The 16,834-nt window shown below is 61.4% G+C and carries 14 protein-coding genes; 10 read left to right on the top strand and 4 right to left on the bottom strand.

All coding sequences use genetic code 11. The features are described 5' to 3' along the window. Positions 1-26: 26 nt before the first annotated feature. Together H156_RS0103820 and gltB are read right to left on the bottom strand one after the other, a co-directional pair. Positions 27-1,466, bottom strand: a complete 1,440-nt coding sequence (locus H156_RS0103820; protein WP_017366337.1) for a glutamate synthase subunit beta — start codon at positions 1,464-1,466, stop codon at positions 27-29. 38 nt (positions 1,467-1,504) lie between these two features. Continuing rightward, positions 1,505-6,133 carry a glutamate synthase large subunit gene (gltB, locus tag H156_RS0103825; protein WP_017366336.1) on the bottom strand — a complete coding sequence of 1,543 codons (4,629 nt, stop codon included), beginning with the start codon at positions 6,131-6,133 and terminating at the stop codon, positions 1,505-1,507. 364 nt (positions 6,134-6,497) lie between these two features. Here gltB and rpsF point away from each other — a divergent pair, with 364 nt between their 5' ends. The 8 genes from rpsF to H156_RS0103865 all read left to right on the top strand — a co-directional run bounded on the left by rpsF (position 6,498) and on the right by H156_RS0103865 (position 13,007). After that, positions 6,498-6,908 (top strand): 30S ribosomal protein S6, encoded by a 411-nt coding sequence (gene rpsF, locus H156_RS0103830; protein WP_017366335.1) that lies wholly within the window; start codon positions 6,498-6,500, stop codon positions 6,906-6,908. Between the two features lie 56 nt (positions 6,909-6,964). Next, positions 6,965-7,195, top strand: coding sequence for a 30S ribosomal protein S18 (gene rpsR, locus H156_RS0103835; protein ID WP_010961282.1), 231 nt, complete (start codon positions 6,965-6,967; stop codon positions 7,193-7,195). A 36-nt stretch (positions 7,196-7,231) separates the two neighbouring features. After that, positions 7,232-8,137 (top strand): YybS family protein, encoded by a 906-nt coding sequence (locus H156_RS0103840; protein WP_017366334.1) that lies wholly within the window; start codon positions 7,232-7,234, stop codon positions 8,135-8,137. A 56-nt stretch (positions 8,138-8,193) separates the two neighbouring features. Continuing rightward, the gene (gene rplI, locus H156_RS0103845; protein WP_010961280.1) at positions 8,194-8,640 is read left to right on the top strand and encodes a 50S ribosomal protein L9; all 447 of its coding nucleotides are present in this window, start codon (positions 8,194-8,196) and stop codon (positions 8,638-8,640) included. 28 nt (positions 8,641-8,668) lie between these two features. Then, the gene (gene waaA, locus H156_RS0103850; protein WP_026046075.1) at positions 8,669-9,946 is read left to right on the top strand and encodes a lipid IV(A) 3-deoxy-D-manno-octulosonic acid transferase; all 1,278 of its coding nucleotides are present in this window, start codon (positions 8,669-8,671) and stop codon (positions 9,944-9,946) included. A 20-nt stretch (positions 9,947-9,966) separates the two neighbouring features. Beyond that, positions 9,967-11,424, top strand: a complete 1,458-nt coding sequence (locus tag H156_RS0103855) for a mannose-1-phosphate guanylyltransferase/mannose-6-phosphate isomerase (RefSeq protein WP_036246042.1) — start codon at positions 9,967-9,969, stop codon at positions 11,422-11,424. A 12-nt stretch (positions 11,425-11,436) separates the two neighbouring features. Continuing rightward, on the top strand, positions 11,437-12,528 hold the full coding sequence (ychF, locus tag H156_RS0103860) for a redox-regulated ATPase YchF (RefSeq protein ID WP_017366331.1): 1,092 nt from the start codon (positions 11,437-11,439) through the stop codon (positions 12,526-12,528). A gap of 299 nt (positions 12,529-12,827) precedes the next feature. Further along, positions 12,828-13,007, top strand: coding sequence for a hypothetical protein (locus tag H156_RS0103865; protein WP_010961275.1), 180 nt, complete (start codon positions 12,828-12,830; stop codon positions 13,005-13,007). A gap of 296 nt (positions 13,008-13,303) precedes the next feature. On the opposite strand, the gene H156_RS15760 is transcribed toward H156_RS0103865, so the two are convergent. Continuing rightward, positions 13,304-13,834 carry a class I SAM-dependent methyltransferase gene (locus H156_RS15760; protein WP_017366330.1) on the bottom strand — a complete coding sequence of 177 codons (531 nt, stop codon included), beginning with the start codon at positions 13,832-13,834 and terminating at the stop codon, positions 13,304-13,306. Between the two features lie 269 nt (positions 13,835-14,103). On the opposite strand from H156_RS15760, the gene H156_RS0103875 reads away from it, so the two are divergent. Beyond that, positions 14,104-15,792, top strand: coding sequence for a lytic transglycosylase (locus H156_RS0103875; protein ID WP_017366329.1), 1,689 nt, complete (start codon positions 14,104-14,106; stop codon positions 15,790-15,792). 294 nt (positions 15,793-16,086) lie between these two features. After that, entirely contained in the window at positions 16,087-16,395 is a 309-nt protein-coding gene (gene rsfS, locus H156_RS0103880) for a ribosome silencing factor (protein WP_238536911.1), read from the top strand. 28 nt (positions 16,396-16,423) lie between these two features. On the opposite strand, the gene H156_RS16940 is transcribed toward rsfS, so the two are convergent. Next, positions 16,424-16,771, bottom strand: a complete 348-nt coding sequence (locus tag H156_RS16940; protein ID WP_010961271.1) for a YMGG-like glycine zipper-containing protein — start codon at positions 16,769-16,771, stop codon at positions 16,424-16,426. Positions 16,772-16,834: the final 63 nt, after the last annotated feature.

The following is a 16,834-nucleotide window of genomic DNA, read 5'->3' on the forward strand; positions in this document are numbered from 1 at the left end:
TTGGGCGGTTCATGGGGGCGTCGGATTTACCGCGGCAAGTCGGATCGGCCCATGAGGAACTCGTCCACCGCGCGGGCTGCCTGGCGTCCCTCGCGTATGGCCCAGACTACCAGCGACTGTCCTCGCCTCATGTCGCCGGCCGCGAAGATCTTGTCCACCGAAGTCCGATAGTTTCGAGTATCCGCCTGGACATTGCCGCGTTCGTCCAGCCGGACGCCGGTTTCCTGCAGCAGTCCCTCCTGTACCGGATGGACGAAGCCCATGGCGAGTAGAACCAGGTCGGCCTGGAGTGTGAACTCGGTGCCGGGAATTTCCTCCATGACCCAGCGCCCGCCTTCCTGTTTCCAGTTGACCTTGATGCAATGGATCGCGGTCACCTTGCCGTTTTCACCGCTGAAACGCTTGGTTGCGATGCTCCAATGCCGTTCACAGCCCTCCTCCTGGGAGGAAGAAGTGCGTAGCCGGTTCGGCCAGTTCGGCCAGGTGAGACTCTTGTCTTCCTTGGCCGGCGGTTGGGGCAGGATTTCCAACTGCACCACCGAGGCGGCTCCCTGGCGCACCGAGGTGCCAATGCAGTCGGAACCGGTATCGCCGCCGCCGATGACGATGACGTGTTTGTCGGTCGCCAGAATGCCTTCTGCTTCGTCTATCGTATCACCGGCAACACGCCGGTTCTGCTGCTTGAGGAACTCCATCGCGAAATGGATGCCGGCCAATTCGCGTCCGGGAACGGGAAGGTCGCGCGGTTTTTCCGAGCCACCCGCCAGCACGATGGCGTCGAATTCGGCCATCAGCCGGCTCAGCGGAATGTTGGCGCCGATATGGCTGTTGGGACGGAAGATCACGCCTTCCGCCTGCATCTGGGCGATGCGGCGGTCGATGAGATGCTTTTCCATCTTGAAGTCGGGAATGCCGTAGCGCAGCAGGCCGCCGATGCGGTCGGCCTTTTCATAGACCACCACGCCGTGACCTGCGCGTGCCAGTTGCTGGGCGCAGGCGAGACCGGCCGGCCCGGAGCCTACCACCGCGACCCGCTTGTCCGTGCGCCTGCTGGGAATCTGCGGCCGGATCCGATTCTCTTCCCAGGCCTTGTCCGCAATGGCGCATTCGATGGTCTTGATGGTGACCGGTTCGTCATTGAGGTTCAACGTGCAAGCCGCTTCGCAGGGAGCCGGGCAGATGCGACCGGTGAACTCCGGGAAATTGTTGGTGCTGTGCAGTACCTCGAGGGCTTCCTCCCAGTCACCCTGGTATACCAGGTCGTTCCAATCGGGAATGATGTTGTTGATCGGGCAGCCCTGGTGGCAATAGGGGATGCCGCAGTCCATACAACGCGCGCCCTGACGGCTGACTTCCTCGTCGCTCAGCGGCACGATGAATTCGCGGTAGTGCTGAATCCGGTCGGCGACCAGGGTATAACGCCGATCCTGCCGCGCGATTTCCATGAAACCGGTGGGTTTTCCCATTTTTCTCGATACCTCGTTCTTGATTTTGTGGGCCGGGCTCAGTGAGGCGCGGCTGCACCGGTTCGGGTTTGCTGCATCTTCTCCAGCGCTTTGCGGTAGTCCACTGGCATGACTTTGACGAACTTGGCAGCATAGCAACCCCAGTCGTCCAGAATCAGGCGGGCACGGCCGCTGCCGGTATAGCGCAGGTGTTTTTCGATCAGAAAACGCAGGCGTCGCATGTCGTTGCGGGTCATGTCGCGCATGATGTCGACCATGCCGTGGGTCTCGAGATCCCCGCCCTGGTGCTCGAAGTGTTCCAGCGCGTCGTCCTCCGCAGGTACCGGCTCGAGCTCGACCATGGACAGGTTGCAGCGCCGTTCGAAATCACCGGATTCGTCCAGGACATAGGCGACACCGCCGGACATGCCGGCCGCGAAGTTGCGCCCGGTCGCGCCCAGTACCACCACTACGCCCCCGGTCATGTATTCACAGCCGTGATCGCCCACACCCTCCACCACGGCGATTGCGCCGGAATTGCGGACTGCGAAGCGCTCACCGGCGACGCCGCGGAAATAACATTCGCCGCTGATGGCGCCGTAGAGGACGGTGTTGCCGACGATGATGTTCTGCTCCGGCGTGATCGGACAATCGGCTGGCGGATAGATCGCCAGGCGGCCGCCGGAGAGTCCCTTGCCGACATAGTCGTTGGCCTCGCCTTCCAGTTCCAGCGTCACGCCGGCCGCCAGGAAGGCGCCGAAGCTCTGGCCGGCGGTGCCATGGGCCTTGATGTGGATGGTGTCATCCGGCAGTCCGGCGTGTCCATAGCGCTTGGCGATCTCGCCCGAGAGCATGGCGCCCACGGTCCGGTTGTAGTTGCGGATGTCGATGTCGATGTGGACCGGCTTCTTGTCTTCCAGTGCATGTCGGGCGAACTCGATCAGCTTGCGGTCGAGCGCCTTGTCCAGCCCGTGGTCCTGCGTTTCGCAATTGAAGATGGCGACACCCGGCCCGGCTTCGGGTTTGTACAGAATCTTCGAGAGGTCGATGCGGGACGCTTTCCAATGGTCGATGGCCTTGCGCATGTCGAGTAGGTCGGAGCGGCCGACCATCTCCTCGTAGCGCCGGAAACCGAGCCGGGCCATGAGTTGGCGTACTTCCTCGGCGACGAAGAAGAAATAGTTCACTACGTGTTCGGGCTGGCCGGTGAAACGCTTGCGCAGCTCCGGATCCTGTGTCGCCACGCCTACCGGGCAGGTGTTCAGATGGCATTTGCGCATCATGATGCAGCCCTCGACGATAAGGGGGGCGGTAGCGAAACCGACCTCGTCCGCGCCGAGCAGGGCCGCGATCACCACGTCTCGACCGGTCCGCATGCCGCCGTCGGCCTGGACGCAGATGCGTCCGCGCAGACGGTTCAGCACCAGGGTCTGGTGGGTCTCGGCCAGGCCGATTTCCCAAGGCAGCCCCGCGTGCTTGATCGAGGTGATCGGGCTGGCGCCCGTGCCGCCGTCGTAGCCGGAAATGGTGACATGGTCGGCATGGGCCTTGGCGACGCCTGCCGCTACCGTGCCGACACCCACTTCCGACACCAATTTGACGCTGATGCGGGCCGCGGGATTGACATTCTTCAGGTCGTGAATCAGTTGTGCCAGGTCTTCGATCGAATAGATGTCGTGATGTGGCGGCGGCGAGATCAGACCAACGCCGGGAGTCGAATGACGCACCTTGGCGATGACCGCATCGACCTTGTGGCCGGGCAGCTGGCCACCTTCGCCCGGCTTGGCGCCCTGGGATATCTTGATCTGGATGTCGTCGGCGTTGACCAGGTACTCCGCCGTGACCCCGAAACGGCCGGATGCGACCTGCTTGATCGCCGATCGCAGGGAATCGCCGTTCGCCAAAGGCACGAAACGCTCCGGCAGCTCCCCGCCTTCGCCGGTATTCGACTTGCCGCCGATCCGGTTCATGGCGATCGCCAGGGTGGTGTGGGCCTCGTACGAGATCGATCCGAACGACATGGCGCCGGTGGCGAAGCGTTTGACGATTTCCCGGGCCGGCTCGACTTCGTCCAGTGGCACGGGTTCGACCGCGAAGCGGAAATCCATCAGGCCGCGCAGGGTCAACAGCTGCTCGTTCTGCTCGTTGATCAGCCGGGCATACTCGGCGTAGGTCGCCGGGTCGTTGGCGCGGGTGGCGTGTTGCAGCTTGGCGATGGTTTCCGGGGTCCACATGTGGCCCTCGCCGCGCAGCCGGTAGGCGTATTCGCCGCCGACGTCCAGCGCATTGCGGTAGAGCGGCGCATTACCGAAAGCCAGGCGATGACGGCGCACGGTTTCCTCCGCAACCTCCCTGAGCTCGATACCGCCCGTCGTGCATTCGGTTCCATGGAAATAACGGTCGAGCAAGTTCTCGCCCAGTCCGACGGCGTTGAAGATCTGCGCCCCGCAATAAGACTGGTAGGTGGAGATGCCCATTTTCGACATGATTTTGAGCAGCGCTTTGCCGATCGCCTTGATGTAACGCTTGTGGGCCTCGTCTTCGCTGATCTTTTCCGGCAGCGAGCCGAGCAGGTCGGATAGGGTATCGAAGGCTAGGTACGGGTTGACGGCCTCGGCGCCGTAACCAGCCAGGAGAGCGAAATGATGCACTTCGCGGGCTTCCCCGGTTTCCACCACCAAACCCGAATGCGTCCGAAGGCCGGCCCGGATCAGATGATGATGCACCGCCGAGGTGGCGAGGAGTGCCGGAATGGCGATGTGACCGGCGTCCATGCTCCGGTCCGACAGGATCAGGATGTTGTTGCCCTCCAGCACGGCCTGTTCCGCGCGTTTGCACAGCGCCTCGAGCGCCGGCTCCATGCCCGGGGCTCCGGCATCGGCCGGGAAGCAGATGCTCAGGGTCTTGGTCTTGAAAGCTCCCTGGGTGCGTGCCTCGATGCGGCGGATCTTTTCCAGGTCGCCGTTGCTGAGGATCGGCTGGTGCACCTCGAGCCGTTTGTTGTTGCCGCCGTTGTCCAGCGCCAGCAGGTTGGGACGTGGACCGATGTGGGACACCAGCGACATCACCAGTTCCTCGCGGATGGGATCGATCGCCGGATTGGTGACCTGAGCGAAACCTTGCTTGAAGTAGTCGTACAGCATCCGCGGCCGGTCCGACAGAACCGCGAGGGCGGCATCTGTGCCCATGGATCCGACCGGTTCCTGGCCGCTCAGGGCGATCGGCTTGAAAAAGACCTTGATGTCCTCCTGGGTGTAGCCGAAGGCCTGCTGACGGTCGAGCAGGGTGGCATGATCCGGTGCCATGGCGGCCACTTCGGTCGGCAGGTTCTGGACGTTGATTTGAGTCTTGTCCAGCCACTCCTGATAAGGGTGGCGACCGGCCAATTCATCCTTGATCTCCTGATCCTCGATGATGCGTCCCTGCTCCAGGTCGATCAGGAACATCTTTCCCGGCTGCAGTCGCCACTTCTTGACGATTTTGTGCTGCGGGACGTTCAGGACGCCCATTTCCGAACCCATGATGACATAGTCGTCATCGGTGATCAGATAGCGGGCGGGCCGCAGGCCGTTGCGGTCGAGGGTGGCGCCGATCTGGCGGCCGTCGGTGAAAGCCACGGCGGCGGGGCCGTCCCAGGGTTCCATCAGCGCCGAGTAATACTCGTAGAATGCCCGCCGCTTGGCATCCATCAGGGGATTGCCGGCCCAGGCCTCCGGAATCAGCAGCATCATGGCATGGACCAACGAATAGCCGCTGGCGACCAGCAGCTCGAGGGCGTTGTCGAAGCAGGCCGAATCGGACTGACCTTCCGCGATCAGGGGCCAGATCTTGTCCAGGTCCTCCCCCAGGAGTTCGGACTTCATCGACTGGCGGCGCGCCGCCATCCAGTTGATGTTGCCGCGGATGGTGTTGATTTCGCCGTTGTGGGCGATCATCCGGAACGGGTGGGCCAGATCCCAGGTCGGGAAGGTGTTGGTCGAGAAGCGCTGATGGACCAGCGCCAGGGCGGAGACAAGGCTCTCGTCGCGGAGGTCGAGGTAGTAGGACCCCACCTGGTCCGCCAGCAGCATCCCTTTATAGACGATGGTGCGCGACGACAGCGACGGCAGATAGAACATCCCGTCGCCGGCGAGTTGACCATCGCGGATGGCATTTTCGGCCTGCTTGCGGATGACGAACAGCTTGCGCTCGAAGGCATTCTGGTCGGCGCAGCCGGTGCCGCGGCCGATGAATACCTGGCGTATGAAAGGTTCCACGGCTTTGACCGTTTCGCCGATGCCGGTGTTGTCCACGGGGACATCGCGCCAGCCGAGCACTGTCTGCCCTTCGGCGATCACATACTGAGTCAGAATTTCCTCGCAGCTGCGCCGCTTCTGTGCGTCACGCGGCAGAAACAGCATGCCGACCCCGTAGTGGCCGGCTTCGGGAAGCGTGATGCCGAGTTTCGCGCACTCCTTGCGCAGAAATGCATCGGGCAGTTGGAGCAGGATGCCGGCGCCGTCGCCTGCCAGAGGATCGGCCCCCACCGCGCCGCGATGCGTCAGATTCTTCAGTATTTCCAGCCCCTGCAGAATGATGTCATGGCTCTTTTTGCCCTTGATGTGGGCGATGAAGCCGACGCCGCAAGCGTCGTGTTCGTGACGTGGATCGTACAGACCCTGCTTGTGGGGCAAAGTATGGTGGCTCATTGGGGTTACCTCTTGAGGATCGCGCCGGGTCAACGAGCGAACGCGTCTGGATTGGCGCCCCGCCCGTTCCGATACGTGACTTCGTCCGCTACGGCACGGCCGCGGTCTGCTCGGACTCGGTGATCGATGGAGCCGGACGGGTTCATGGCATTCGGGGGCGTGGGTCGGCCCGCAAAAAAATGGCTGGACACTATAGGGAATCGAACATGTATTTGCAACACGCCCGGTTTGCCACGCGGTAGGGACAGTTGTTCAGGGGCTGTGAAAGGGGTATAGTGCACCATTTTTTGGTGGGGCATAGACCCCTTCTCCTTGCTTTACCGCGTGTGGCGGGAAGCTGACTCAATCCGAAAGGAGCATCAACGTGCGACATTACGAGATAGTGTTCATGGTCCATCCGGACCAGAGCGGGCAGGTGCCGGCGATGATCGAACGGTATCGTTCCATCATCGAGGGTGCGGCAGGCCGAATCCATCGCCTGGAAGACTGGGGCCGTCGTCAGTTGGCCTATCCCATCGCCAAGCTGCACAAGGCGCATTACGTGTTGATGAACATCGAGTGTGATCAGGCGACCCTGGAGGAGCTGGAAAGCGGTTTCCGGTTCAACGATGCGGTCCTGCGCAGCCTGACGATCAGGCGCGACGAGGCGGTGACCGAGCCGTCCGCACTGGCGAGGTCCGGCAGCGACGCCGAGACCGACCGCGCGCCGGCGGACGAGGGAAGTGTGGAAGCCGCCGGCGCCGAGCCGGGTAGCGAGGCGGAAGCGGAGGCTTGAAGCCTTGCTGGCCGATCCAAGAAACATTATCGCCGATCAGATTCTGGAGTTCACCGATGGTTCGTCAATTCAAACGTAGAAGGTACTGTCGCTTCACCGCGGAAGACGTCAAGGAAATCGATTACAAGGACTTGGACACCCTGCGGGAATATGTGTCGGAGACGGGAAAGATCGTTCCCAGCCGCATCACCGGGACCAGTGCGAAGTATCAGCGTCAGCTGGCCACGGCCATCAAGCGCGCGCGCTTCCTCGCGCTGCTGCCGTTCTGCGACGCGCACGAGCAATAAGCGCGGGCCCGTTTGCGCGGAAGGGCTTGAAGATTCGTGAAGGGGCTCGCGGCCTTCGTCATGAAGGAACGATGGCAGGCGGTGTTGGTCATCGCAGGCTTCGTTTGTCTCTCGTTCATGATACCGCTGGTCGGTTTGCTGAGTTCCGCGGCTTTGGGGCTCGTGGTGCTGCGGCAGGGCTTGCCGGCCGCCGCCACGGTGCTGGCTCTGTCCGCGGCGGCGGTCGCCGTGTTTGGCGGTGTGGTTCTGGGCAGTGTGGCGGCCCCCTTGATCTATGCGCTGCTGCTCTGGTTTCCGACGGCCGTGGCGGCATGGGTGCTGCGGATTTCCCGCCGGATCGAGTGGGCCCTGGCATCCGTCGTCGTGCCCGCGTTGATGGCGGTGCTGGCGGTTTACGGTTTGATCGGTGATCCATCGGAGTTCTGGAACGAAAAGCTCATCCGGCTGGTTCAGCCGCTGCTGGATCAGGCGCCCGACGGTCTCGACGCGGACGGCGCGCGGTTCGGTCTGCGTGTGGCGGCCCATTATGCAACGGGATTCGTGAGTGCCGGTTCCGCCCTGAGCGTTTTCTTGACGCTGATGTTGGCGCGGTGGTGGCAATCTCTGCTCTACAACCCCGGCGGGTTCCGCGCCGAGTTTGTCGAGCTGCGGCCCGCACCGGCGTTTGCGTATGCCGCGTTGGCCTGTATTGGTGGCGCCATGTCGTTGCCGGCCGTGGCCGAATTGCTGTGGAATCTCGGTCTCGTGTTTTTCGTGCTGTACCTCATGGTGGGAGTCGCCGTGATCCATGTGCTGTTGTCCCGTCGTTCTGCGGGTAAGTTCTGGTTGGCCGGCTTCTATCTATTGTTGTTCGTGATTCCTCAGGTCGCCCTTCCCGTGGCGCTCATGGGGTTCACGGATGTCTGGATGGACTGGCGCCACAGGCGTGCAGCGGGCGTCTGAAACGCCTGGGCAGAAACAGTTTATTTCTTAAATCGGTTTGTTCGAGGTCTTGGAAGATGGATGTGATTCTTCTCGAAAAGGTGCCGAATCTCGGCAGCCTGGGTGACAAAGTCTCGGTGCGTCCGGGATATGGCCGTAATTTCCTCATTCCAAAAGGAAAGGCCGTTGCCGCGACGGCGGCCAAGCTGGCGGAGTTCGAGCAGCGGCGGGCAGAGCTGGAGAAAAAGGCGTCCGAAGAGTTGGCCGCGGCACAGGCCCGCGCCGAAGCCGTGGCACGGCTGAACGTATCGATCGCCCAAAAGGCCGGCGAGGAAGGCAAGCTGTATGGCTCGGTCGGCACCAAAGATATTGCCGAAGCCGTGACTGCGGCCGGGGTGCCAGTGGAACGGCACGAAGTGCGGCTGCCTCATGGCCCGATCCGGCTCGCCGGGGACTATGAAATCACGTTGCACTTGCATAGCGACGTCAATGCGACGCTGAACCTGAAAGTCATCGGCGAGTGATCCGAACCCTGGCGCCAGAGGGCGGAGCGTGAGGTCCGTTTATACGAGCCTGTTTTACGCGTCCCTCCCTTGGGTGCTAGCGCGCCTGTTATGGCGCAGCCGGGCGAATCCGGCTTACCGGCACCGGATTGCCGAGCGGTTTGGATTCTATTCCGGCCCGCCCAAGCCGGTGGATATCTGGATTCATGCGGTTTCCGTGGGCGAAGCGGAAGCCGCATTTTCATTGATCGCCGCCCTCAGGCGGCACGCGCGGGCTTCCATTCTCGTCACGACCACCACACCGACCGGGTCGGCGCGGGTGCGCAAGGTGCTTGGCGACACGGTCGAGCACGTTTTTCTGCCGTATGATTTGCCCGATGGCGTCGGTCGTTTTCTGGGGCATTTCTCTCCCCGTGCGGCCGTCATCATGGAGACGGAAATCTGGCCCAATTTGTTCACCGCCTGCCGGAAGCGCGGAGTCCCGCTTCTCATCGCCAACGCCCGTTTATCGGATCGCTCGGCCCGGCGCTATGCTTGGATCCGCGGTACTCTGAGGCGCCTTCTGGCCGGCGTCGACATTGCCGCGCAGACCGAGGCCGACGCGCGGCGTTTCGTCACCATCGGCGCGGATCCTGCGACCGTCACCGTCACTGGCAATCTCAAATTCGATACCGAACCGGACGCTTCGGTCACCGCGGTCGGCGCGGCTCTCAGGCGGTCCTTGTTCCAGGAGCGGCCGGTTTGGCTGGCAGCGAGTACGCATAGGGGGGAGGAAAAGGCGGTGCTGGAGGCTTTCGCCCGCCTCCGTTCCCGGCATCCCGAGCTGCTGCTGGTGATCGCGCCCCGTCATCCCGAGCGTTTCGAAGAAGTCGCGCGGCTGGCCGTAGAGGCCGGTCACCGTGTCGCCCGGCAGACGCAAGCGGAGGGGGGCGTGGCCGGGACGTTCGACGTTTTCCTGCTCGACACGCTGGGGGACCTCATGCGCTTCTATGTCGCCAGTGATATCGCATTCGTCGGAGGGAGCCTGGTCGACATCGGCGGCCACAACGTGGTCGAGCCCGCTTTGGCGGAGACCGCCATCGTGTTCGGGCCATTCACGCGGAATTTCCAGCAGATATGTGATGATCTCGAAAGGAAGGGGGCTGCCGTTCGGGTCCGCGATACCGGAGAACTGGCAGCCGCGGTCGACCGGCTGGTGGCGGATGAGGGCAGGCGCGGTGACATGGTGCAGCAGGCCCTTGCCTTCGTAAGGCGCAACCGGGGGGCTGCGGAGCGGCATTGGCGACTTCTCGTCCGTCATTTGGGAGACTCTTTCCAGGCGCATTGATTTTTTCGGAGGTACGCACCATGAGTAGCGTAACGGTCAAGCCGCTCATTCTCTCGGGGGGAGTGGGCTCCCGTCTCTGGCCGCATTCGCGCGAGGCCTATCCCAAGCAGTTCCTTCCGCTGTTGGGCGAACGCACCTTGTTTCAGGAAACCACCGGGCGTATCGGGGGGATGGCAGAGTCGCGCTTCGACATCCACTCGCCCCTGATCGTGTGCAATGAACAGCATCGTTTCCTGGTGGCCGAGCAGCTTCGGCAGATGGGGTACGACGATGCCGACATCCTCCTCGAACCGAGCGGCCGCAACACGGCTCCCGCGTTGACGATCGCGGCGCTGCATGTAAGTGAGCGGATCGGGGGCGACTGCATTCTGGCGGTCATGCCGGCGGATCATCACATCGCCGACGTGGAAGGTTTCCGTGCCGGTCTGGCGCGGGCGCTGGGGGTTGCTGGGCGCGGGCTGATCGGGACCTTCGGTATCGTGCCGGACCGGCCGGAGACGGGTTACGGCTACATTCGCAAAGGAAGATCGCTGGAGGATGGCACGGTTTTCGAGCTGGAAGCCTTCGTGGAAAAACCGGATGCCGAAACTGCCGCGCAGTATCTGAGTTCCGGCGACTACCTCTGGAACAGCGGGCTGTTCGTGCTACGGGCCAATGTCTGGTTGGAGCGGATCGGTTCGCATCGGCCCGACATCCTGGAGTCCTGTTCCGCAGCCTATGAAAAAGCCACCGCAGACGGCAATTTCATCCGGGTTGACCGGACCGATTTCCTGCGTTGCCCGTCCGATTCCATCGACTACGCCGTGATGGAAAAGCTCAATGGCACGGGCCAGGCGGTCGTCATACCGCTCGACGTGGGCTGGTGTGATCTGGGTTCCTGGGCATCGCTGTCTGAAGTCAAGCCGCGGGACGAGCACGGCAACGTCGTGGAAGGTGACGTCTATGCGCGCGATACCAGGAATTCGCTGCTGTATGCGGACAGCCGGTTCCTCGCGGCCATCGGCGTGGACGATTTGCTGGTGGTGGACACGGCGGACGCGGTGCTGGTCGCGCACAAGTCGAAGGCTCAGGACATCAAGCAGATCGCCGAACATCTCGAAGCGGCGAACCGTACCGAGCACAAGGTCCATCGCCGGGTGCACCGGCCGTGGGGAACCTACGAGTCGATCGACACCGGCCAGCGTTACCAGGTCAAGCGGATCACGGTGACGCCAGGCGCCGCCCTTTCGCTGCAGATGCATCACCATCGAGCCGAGCACTGGATCGTCGTGCGGGGTACCGCCCGGGTCGTCCGCGGCGAAGAATCATTCCTGCTGACGGAAAACCAGTCCACTTACATTCCCATCGGGGTCCATCATCGCCTGGAAAATCCAGGAACCATTCCGTTGGAAATCATCGAGGTGCAATCAGGCAGTTACCTCGGGGAAGACGACATCGTCCGCTTCCAGGACCACTATCATCGTACCAAAGAAGGCTAGGAACATTCCCACATGGCATTACACGTCGGCATCGTCGGTCTGCCCAACGTCGGCAAGTCCACGCTTTTCAACGCGCTCACCAAGGCCGCCATCGCGGCCGAAAATTATCCTTTCTGCACCATCGATCCCAACGTGGGTGTCGTGCCCGTTCCCGACCCGAGACTCGAGGTCCTGGCGGGAATCGTGAAACCCGAGCGCGTGGTTCCGACGGCCATCGAGTTCGTCGACATCGCAGGACTGGTGGCCGGCGCATCAAAAGGGGAGGGTCTGGGCAACCAGTTTCTCGCCCACATCCGCGAAACCGATGCGATCGCGCATGTCGTCCGCTGCTTCGAGAATGACGACATCGTGCATGTTGCCGGAAAGGTTGACCCCTTGTCCGACATCGAAGTGATCGGGGTGGAACTCATCCTCGCCGACATGGCGACGGTAGAGAAAGCCCTCCAGCGTGCCCAGAAGGCCGCCAAGTCCGGGAACAAGGAAGAGATCGAGCGGGTACGCGTGCTGGAACTCGTCGGCAAGGGTTTGAATTCGGGAACGCCGGTGCGGGCCATACCGCTGCCTCCGGAGGACGCGGCCCTGTTGCGCGAGCTGCATCTGCTCACCGCCAAGCCGACGATGTACATCGCCAACGTCCAGGAAGGCGGCTTCGACAACAACCCCCTCTTGGAGCAGGTCGAAGCCTTCGCACGCAACGAGGGTGCGGTGGTTGTGCCGGTCTGTGCCGCTTTCGAGGCCGAACTGTCCCAGCTCGAAGACGAAGACAAGGCGGATTTCCTGGCGGAGATCGGTTTTGAAGAGCCGGGGCTCAACCGGGTGGTGCGGGCGGCATACCGTCTGCTGAACCTGTTCACTTATTTCACCGCGGGTGTCAAGGAAGTCCGGGCTTGGACCATTCCCGCGGGCGCCACCGCGCCCCAGGCGGCGGGTGTCATCCATAGCGATTTCGAAAAAGGTTTCATCCGCGCGGAAGTGATCGCCTACGAGGACTTCGTCGCCTGCCATGGCGAGCAGGGGGCCAAAGACGCCGGGAAATGGCGTTTGGAAGGCAAGGATTATGTCATGCGCGACGGAGACATCGTGCATTTCCGCTTCAATGTCTGACCGCTTGCATGGGAGGCGAGGTCGGGGATGATCGCTTCGAGGGAGCCGGCGCCCTGCCACCGAGGTTCGGGCGTTTGCAATGGGAGAAGGGCTGTGGCGGCCCGGAAATTTTTTTAAAGTTTGATCCAGGTCAACTATTGTTTTTCATTGTTTTGTAGGGGTAAACTTGCTGTCAATGAAGCGGTGCGCCGAGTTTGGTCCTGCTTCAGAGTGCAACAATCAATTATACGATGGGGAGGCGGACAGTCCTCGGGCTGAAAGCACAATCCCTGCAACATCGACAACGATAGGAGGATAGAATGGAAAATCAAGAAAAAGACAACTTCTGGTTGTGGATTGGCGCATTGATCGTTGGAACCGTCGTCCTGGTCGTCTTGTTCAAGGCCCGGGAGAACGAAGTGAGCGGCTGGCAGAGCGGTGCCGCACAAGAAGCCGCCAAGGAAGTCGACGCTCAGATCGCCAAACAGAAGACGAAATAAAGCAGGCGATTCGTAGCTTCCTTAGCTAAATATATCCTTACAAAGAGGGAGCCATTCGCCCTGCGAATGGGAGGCCGAGGTGTATTTGCCGAAGCGATGACAGGACAGTCAGGCAAGAGCGCATGCTCACTGCTCGTTTTGGTGCGTAGAAAGAGTGAGTTCTTGACAGCCGGTCCAAGAGGCTCATTTTTTCTGCGCATCAAAACCCGCACAACAGCTTCCTCCTCCTCCCGTATCACGAAAATTCTTCCCTGCGACTAGCCGCTGGCGGGGTGTCCTGCGCCGGAGGTCTGGTCTTACAGTCTGTGGAAAGCGGTTTCGATCGAACCGCAGCCTCCGATCAGTTCAGGAATCGACGACCACGGCGATCCCAGTGGAATCAGCCGCTGGCGCCGCTTGATCGCCCGAACCGCATAGGCCGTCGCCAAACGGACCCGCGAACGGTTCAAGAGAGAACCACGGTTGGGCAGACAGCATTCGGGAGTGAGGCTGAAGCCGGCGACCAGGCAAGTGTCCAGATTGAGGTTTTTCAGCCAGGCCATCAGGCGGGATGGAGTGATGAGGCTGGTCTCAGCATGCTTCAGAAGGAGCGGGACACAACGCGGCAGATTTTTTGGATTCCACGGATTCAGTGCGAGGACGTGAAGTTCCCCTTGAGGTTTGAGAATGCGCTCGCACTCTTTCAAAATCCGACACGGCTCGGGTGAAAACTCCAGGACATGGACGAGGTAGACGAGGTCGACGCTCTGGGAGTCGAAGGGGATGTCGTCGGGTGCGGCGATGAGCCGGGCGGGTGGCCGCTGGGGTTCCTTCGGTCCGCTGGTCATGAGGCATGACGTGCCGCGCGGGAAACCGTTCAGTGGTGAGCTGTCGCCGGGGCAGCCAACTTGTAATGTAATCTGATTGAAAGTAAGCTTTAGCCCACTCGACAAATAATGGAATTCCAATCGCTTGAGTGCCTGCCCCGGCGTCGTGTCTCGATACCATTCTGAGAATATCTCGTGAGGGTGTTGAGCAAAGCCTTTGTTCATACTCATAGAGTTGAGCGGCCTGTTGTAGCTAGCCTCAGCCAGCTGCCTAACTGAGGGAGTATTTTATGAAGCGATTCCCGTTCCGTCCGCGATTGCTCGTCACCGTGTCGCTGGTGGCGCTGCTTCTTCCCGGCTGTGCCAGCAAGCCGAACAACCTCAAACCATCGATGCCAGAGCCCCGGCTGGGGGTCGCTTCCGAGAATCCCGGCAAACCCAAAAAGGGGAAACAGGCATCGTCGGGTTCCCAGTACGACACGTTGTGGGAGCGGATGTTCTCGCTGTATGCCTTGCCCCAGGTTGAACACCGCTCGGTGGAGCGTGAGGTCTCGTGGTTCATCAACCACCCCGATTATTTGAAGCGCGCGCAAAAGCGCGCTGAGCCCTTCTTATATACCATCGTTCGGCAACTCGAGAAACAGAAGATGCCGGGTGAGCTGGCGCTGTTGCCCATCGTCGAAAGTGCATTCCAGCCTCACGCGGTTTCTCCCGCCCGGGCTGCCGGGATATGGCAGTTCATCCCCGAAACGGGGCGTCGCTACGGTCTGAAACGGAGCCGCTCGTACGATGGGCGCCGCGATGTTTATGCGTCGACGCGCGCGGCGATCAAGTACCTCAAAAAGCTCCACAACGACTTCAATGGCGACTGGCTTCTGGCGATAGCCGCTTACAATTGCGGCGAAGGCGCGGTCGCCAAGGCGATTCAGCGCAATGAGGCACGGAATCTGCCCACCGACTTCTGGTCGTTGGATCTCCCGGACGAGACGAAGGCCTATGTGCCGCGGTTGCTGGCCGTGTCGAAAGTTTTCGCGAACGCCGATAAATACGCAATCGATCTCCATTACATTCCGAACGAAGCCATTTTCAAGCCGGTGAAAGTGAGTTCTCAGCTGGATCTCGCGCTGGCGGCCGATGCTGCCGACATGAGTCTGGAACGGATGCTCGAATTGAATCCCGGCTTCAAACATCCGCATGCCGACATAGAAGGTTCCTACCGTCTTTTTGTACCAGCGGACAAATCGCGTAAATTCAAGAAGGAGCTGGCCAGGTTGGCGATGAGCGGACAATTCGATTCCCGTCCCCCCGCTGATGAGGGGGACGGAAGTACCGGCTTCGGGCATCGTGGCTCGCTCGAGACCGCTACAGAAGATGACGCCGCTCCGGGGCGCGAACGGTCCGTGCGAAAGCCGGTGGTTTCGGGTTACGGGGCGGAGTATGCCGTCCCATCCCGCTCTGCCGAACGGGGCGGTCCGGCGAAGGATTCGAGCCGGAGCGAACGCTGGCAGAGTGTGGAGACGCCAAGCAGGGGAGGTTCGGCCGTGGTTGCCCATCTGCGGGATGGCTCCCGTCTCCGGGACGTTTGGGGGCGGGACCATGGGCAGGAGGACAAGTCACTGAAAGGAAACCGGCGTCCCGATGAACGCCTTGGTCTTTCCAGCAAGGCGAATCCCAACCGGAAGGAGGGGGGGCGGAAAGTGGCGGGAGGGTCTGCACTTTCCCGGGAGGAGGCGCTTCGCGAGGAACGGGGCGACCGTGGCAAGGAAAAGCACGCCATATCGATACCATTCGACGAGCGACATGGCGGCGGGATCAAGGCTTCCCAATCCATCCGCCATACCGTGAAACCAGGCGAAACCCTGTTTGCCATTTCCCAGCGGTTCGGCGTCAGTGTCGCGGATCTCCGGAAATGGAACGGTGTGAAGGAAAACAAGCTCGAAGCAGGCAGGAATATCAGAGTTTCGGCCGGGAAAGATTGACTCGAGCGTGCCGGTCTTGGCGGCGGGGGAGCGACAATAGCCTTTGATTTCACCAACGTTTCTTGCAATTTCGCCCGAGCGGCCTCATGTCGAGCGACATGCCGCTTCCGGTCCTCAGTATCGTTTCATACCGGGCTACTCGGTTCGCCAGTCCTTGATTTCCTTGGTTTCATCCGCATCCTCGCCCGAACAGGGCCTGCCGGCATGCGCTTCGTCCCTTGTCTCCGTTCACAAATTATCTGGAGTCACCCATTTAAGATGACTATATCTGTCGAGTCGTTGCTTGGAATCGTCGTGGCCGCGCTGGATGAAGGTAAAGGGCGCGACGTGAAGATCATTGATCTGCGCGGAAAGACGACGATCGCCGAGTTTTTCGTGATCGCGAGTGGAACCTCCGATCGTCATGTCAGGTCCCTCGCGGGGAATGTCGAAGCCAGTGCCAAAGCGCACGCGCTTCAGCCTTTCGGGTTGGAAGGCGAAGATGCCGGCGAGTGGGTGGTGGTGGATCTCGGTGACGTGGTTGTGCATGTGATGAAGCCGCCAGTGCGGGAGTTTTATCAGCTCGAGAAACTCTGGGCTGAGACTTTCCCCGTTGCCGCCTGACGGGGTGGGGCATCGCCCGCCCGGTATTTTATTGCGGCTGCGGCTTTTTCTGTTTTTTCTTCGATTGAGTGCTGGCCTGACCCTGCCGATAGCCTTCGGCATAGGTCGCGGCTTGGTTTTCCTTGTATTTCTGATAAAGATAGCCACCGGCGAGTCCCGCGGCGGCGCCGATACCGGCCCCCATGGCGGCATTGCCCGCCAGCGCTCCTATGACCGCTCCGCTGCCGGCACCGATGAGTGTACCGGACGTCATGCGCTGTTGGGTCGGGGTCATTCCGGCGCAGCTGGCCAATCCGAGCGCAACGATCGACGCGCAGACGAGGTGGCCGAAACGGGGGGGATCCGGGCATGGTTGTACGGCGGGGGGGCTGGTCATGGCGAACCTCTCGTTACCAGGTCGGACGGATAAACGGGCGACAGTCTATCAACTCGAGGCGTC

Source organism: Methylococcus capsulatus str. Texas = ATCC 19069 (genome assembly GCF_000424685.1).
GTDB classification, from domain to species: Bacteria; Pseudomonadota; Gammaproteobacteria; order Methylococcales; family Methylococcaceae; genus Methylococcus; species Methylococcus capsulatus.

Coding starts and splice junctions, on each gene's coding strand:
- H156_RS0103820 (WP_017366337.1), bottom strand. CDS start 1,466: ATGGGAAAACCCACCGGTTTCATGGAAATCGCGCGGCAGGATCGGCGT.
- gltB (WP_017366336.1), bottom strand. CDS start 6,133: ATGAGCCACCATACTTTGCCCCACAAGCAGGGTCTGTACGATCCACGT.
- rpsR (WP_010961282.1), top strand. CDS start 6,965: ATGGTTCGTCAATTCAAACGTAGAAGGTACTGTCGCTTCACCGCGGAA.
- rplI (WP_010961280.1), top strand. CDS start 8,194: ATGGATGTGATTCTTCTCGAAAAGGTGCCGAATCTCGGCAGCCTGGGT.
- H156_RS0103855 (WP_036246042.1), top strand. CDS start 9,967: ATGAGTAGCGTAACGGTCAAGCCGCTCATTCTCTCGGGGGGAGTGGGC.
- ychF (WP_017366331.1), top strand. CDS start 11,437: ATGGCATTACACGTCGGCATCGTCGGTCTGCCCAACGTCGGCAAGTCC.
- H156_RS0103865 (WP_010961275.1), top strand. CDS start 12,828: ATGGAAAATCAAGAAAAAGACAACTTCTGGTTGTGGATTGGCGCATTG.
- H156_RS15760 (WP_017366330.1), bottom strand. CDS start 13,834: ATGACCAGCGGACCGAAGGAACCCCAGCGGCCACCCGCCCGGCTCATC.
- H156_RS0103875 (WP_017366329.1), top strand. CDS start 14,104: ATGAAGCGATTCCCGTTCCGTCCGCGATTGCTCGTCACCGTGTCGCTG.
- H156_RS16940 (WP_010961271.1), bottom strand. CDS start 16,771: ATGACCAGCCCCCCCGCCGTACAACCATGCCCGGATCCCCCCCGTTTC.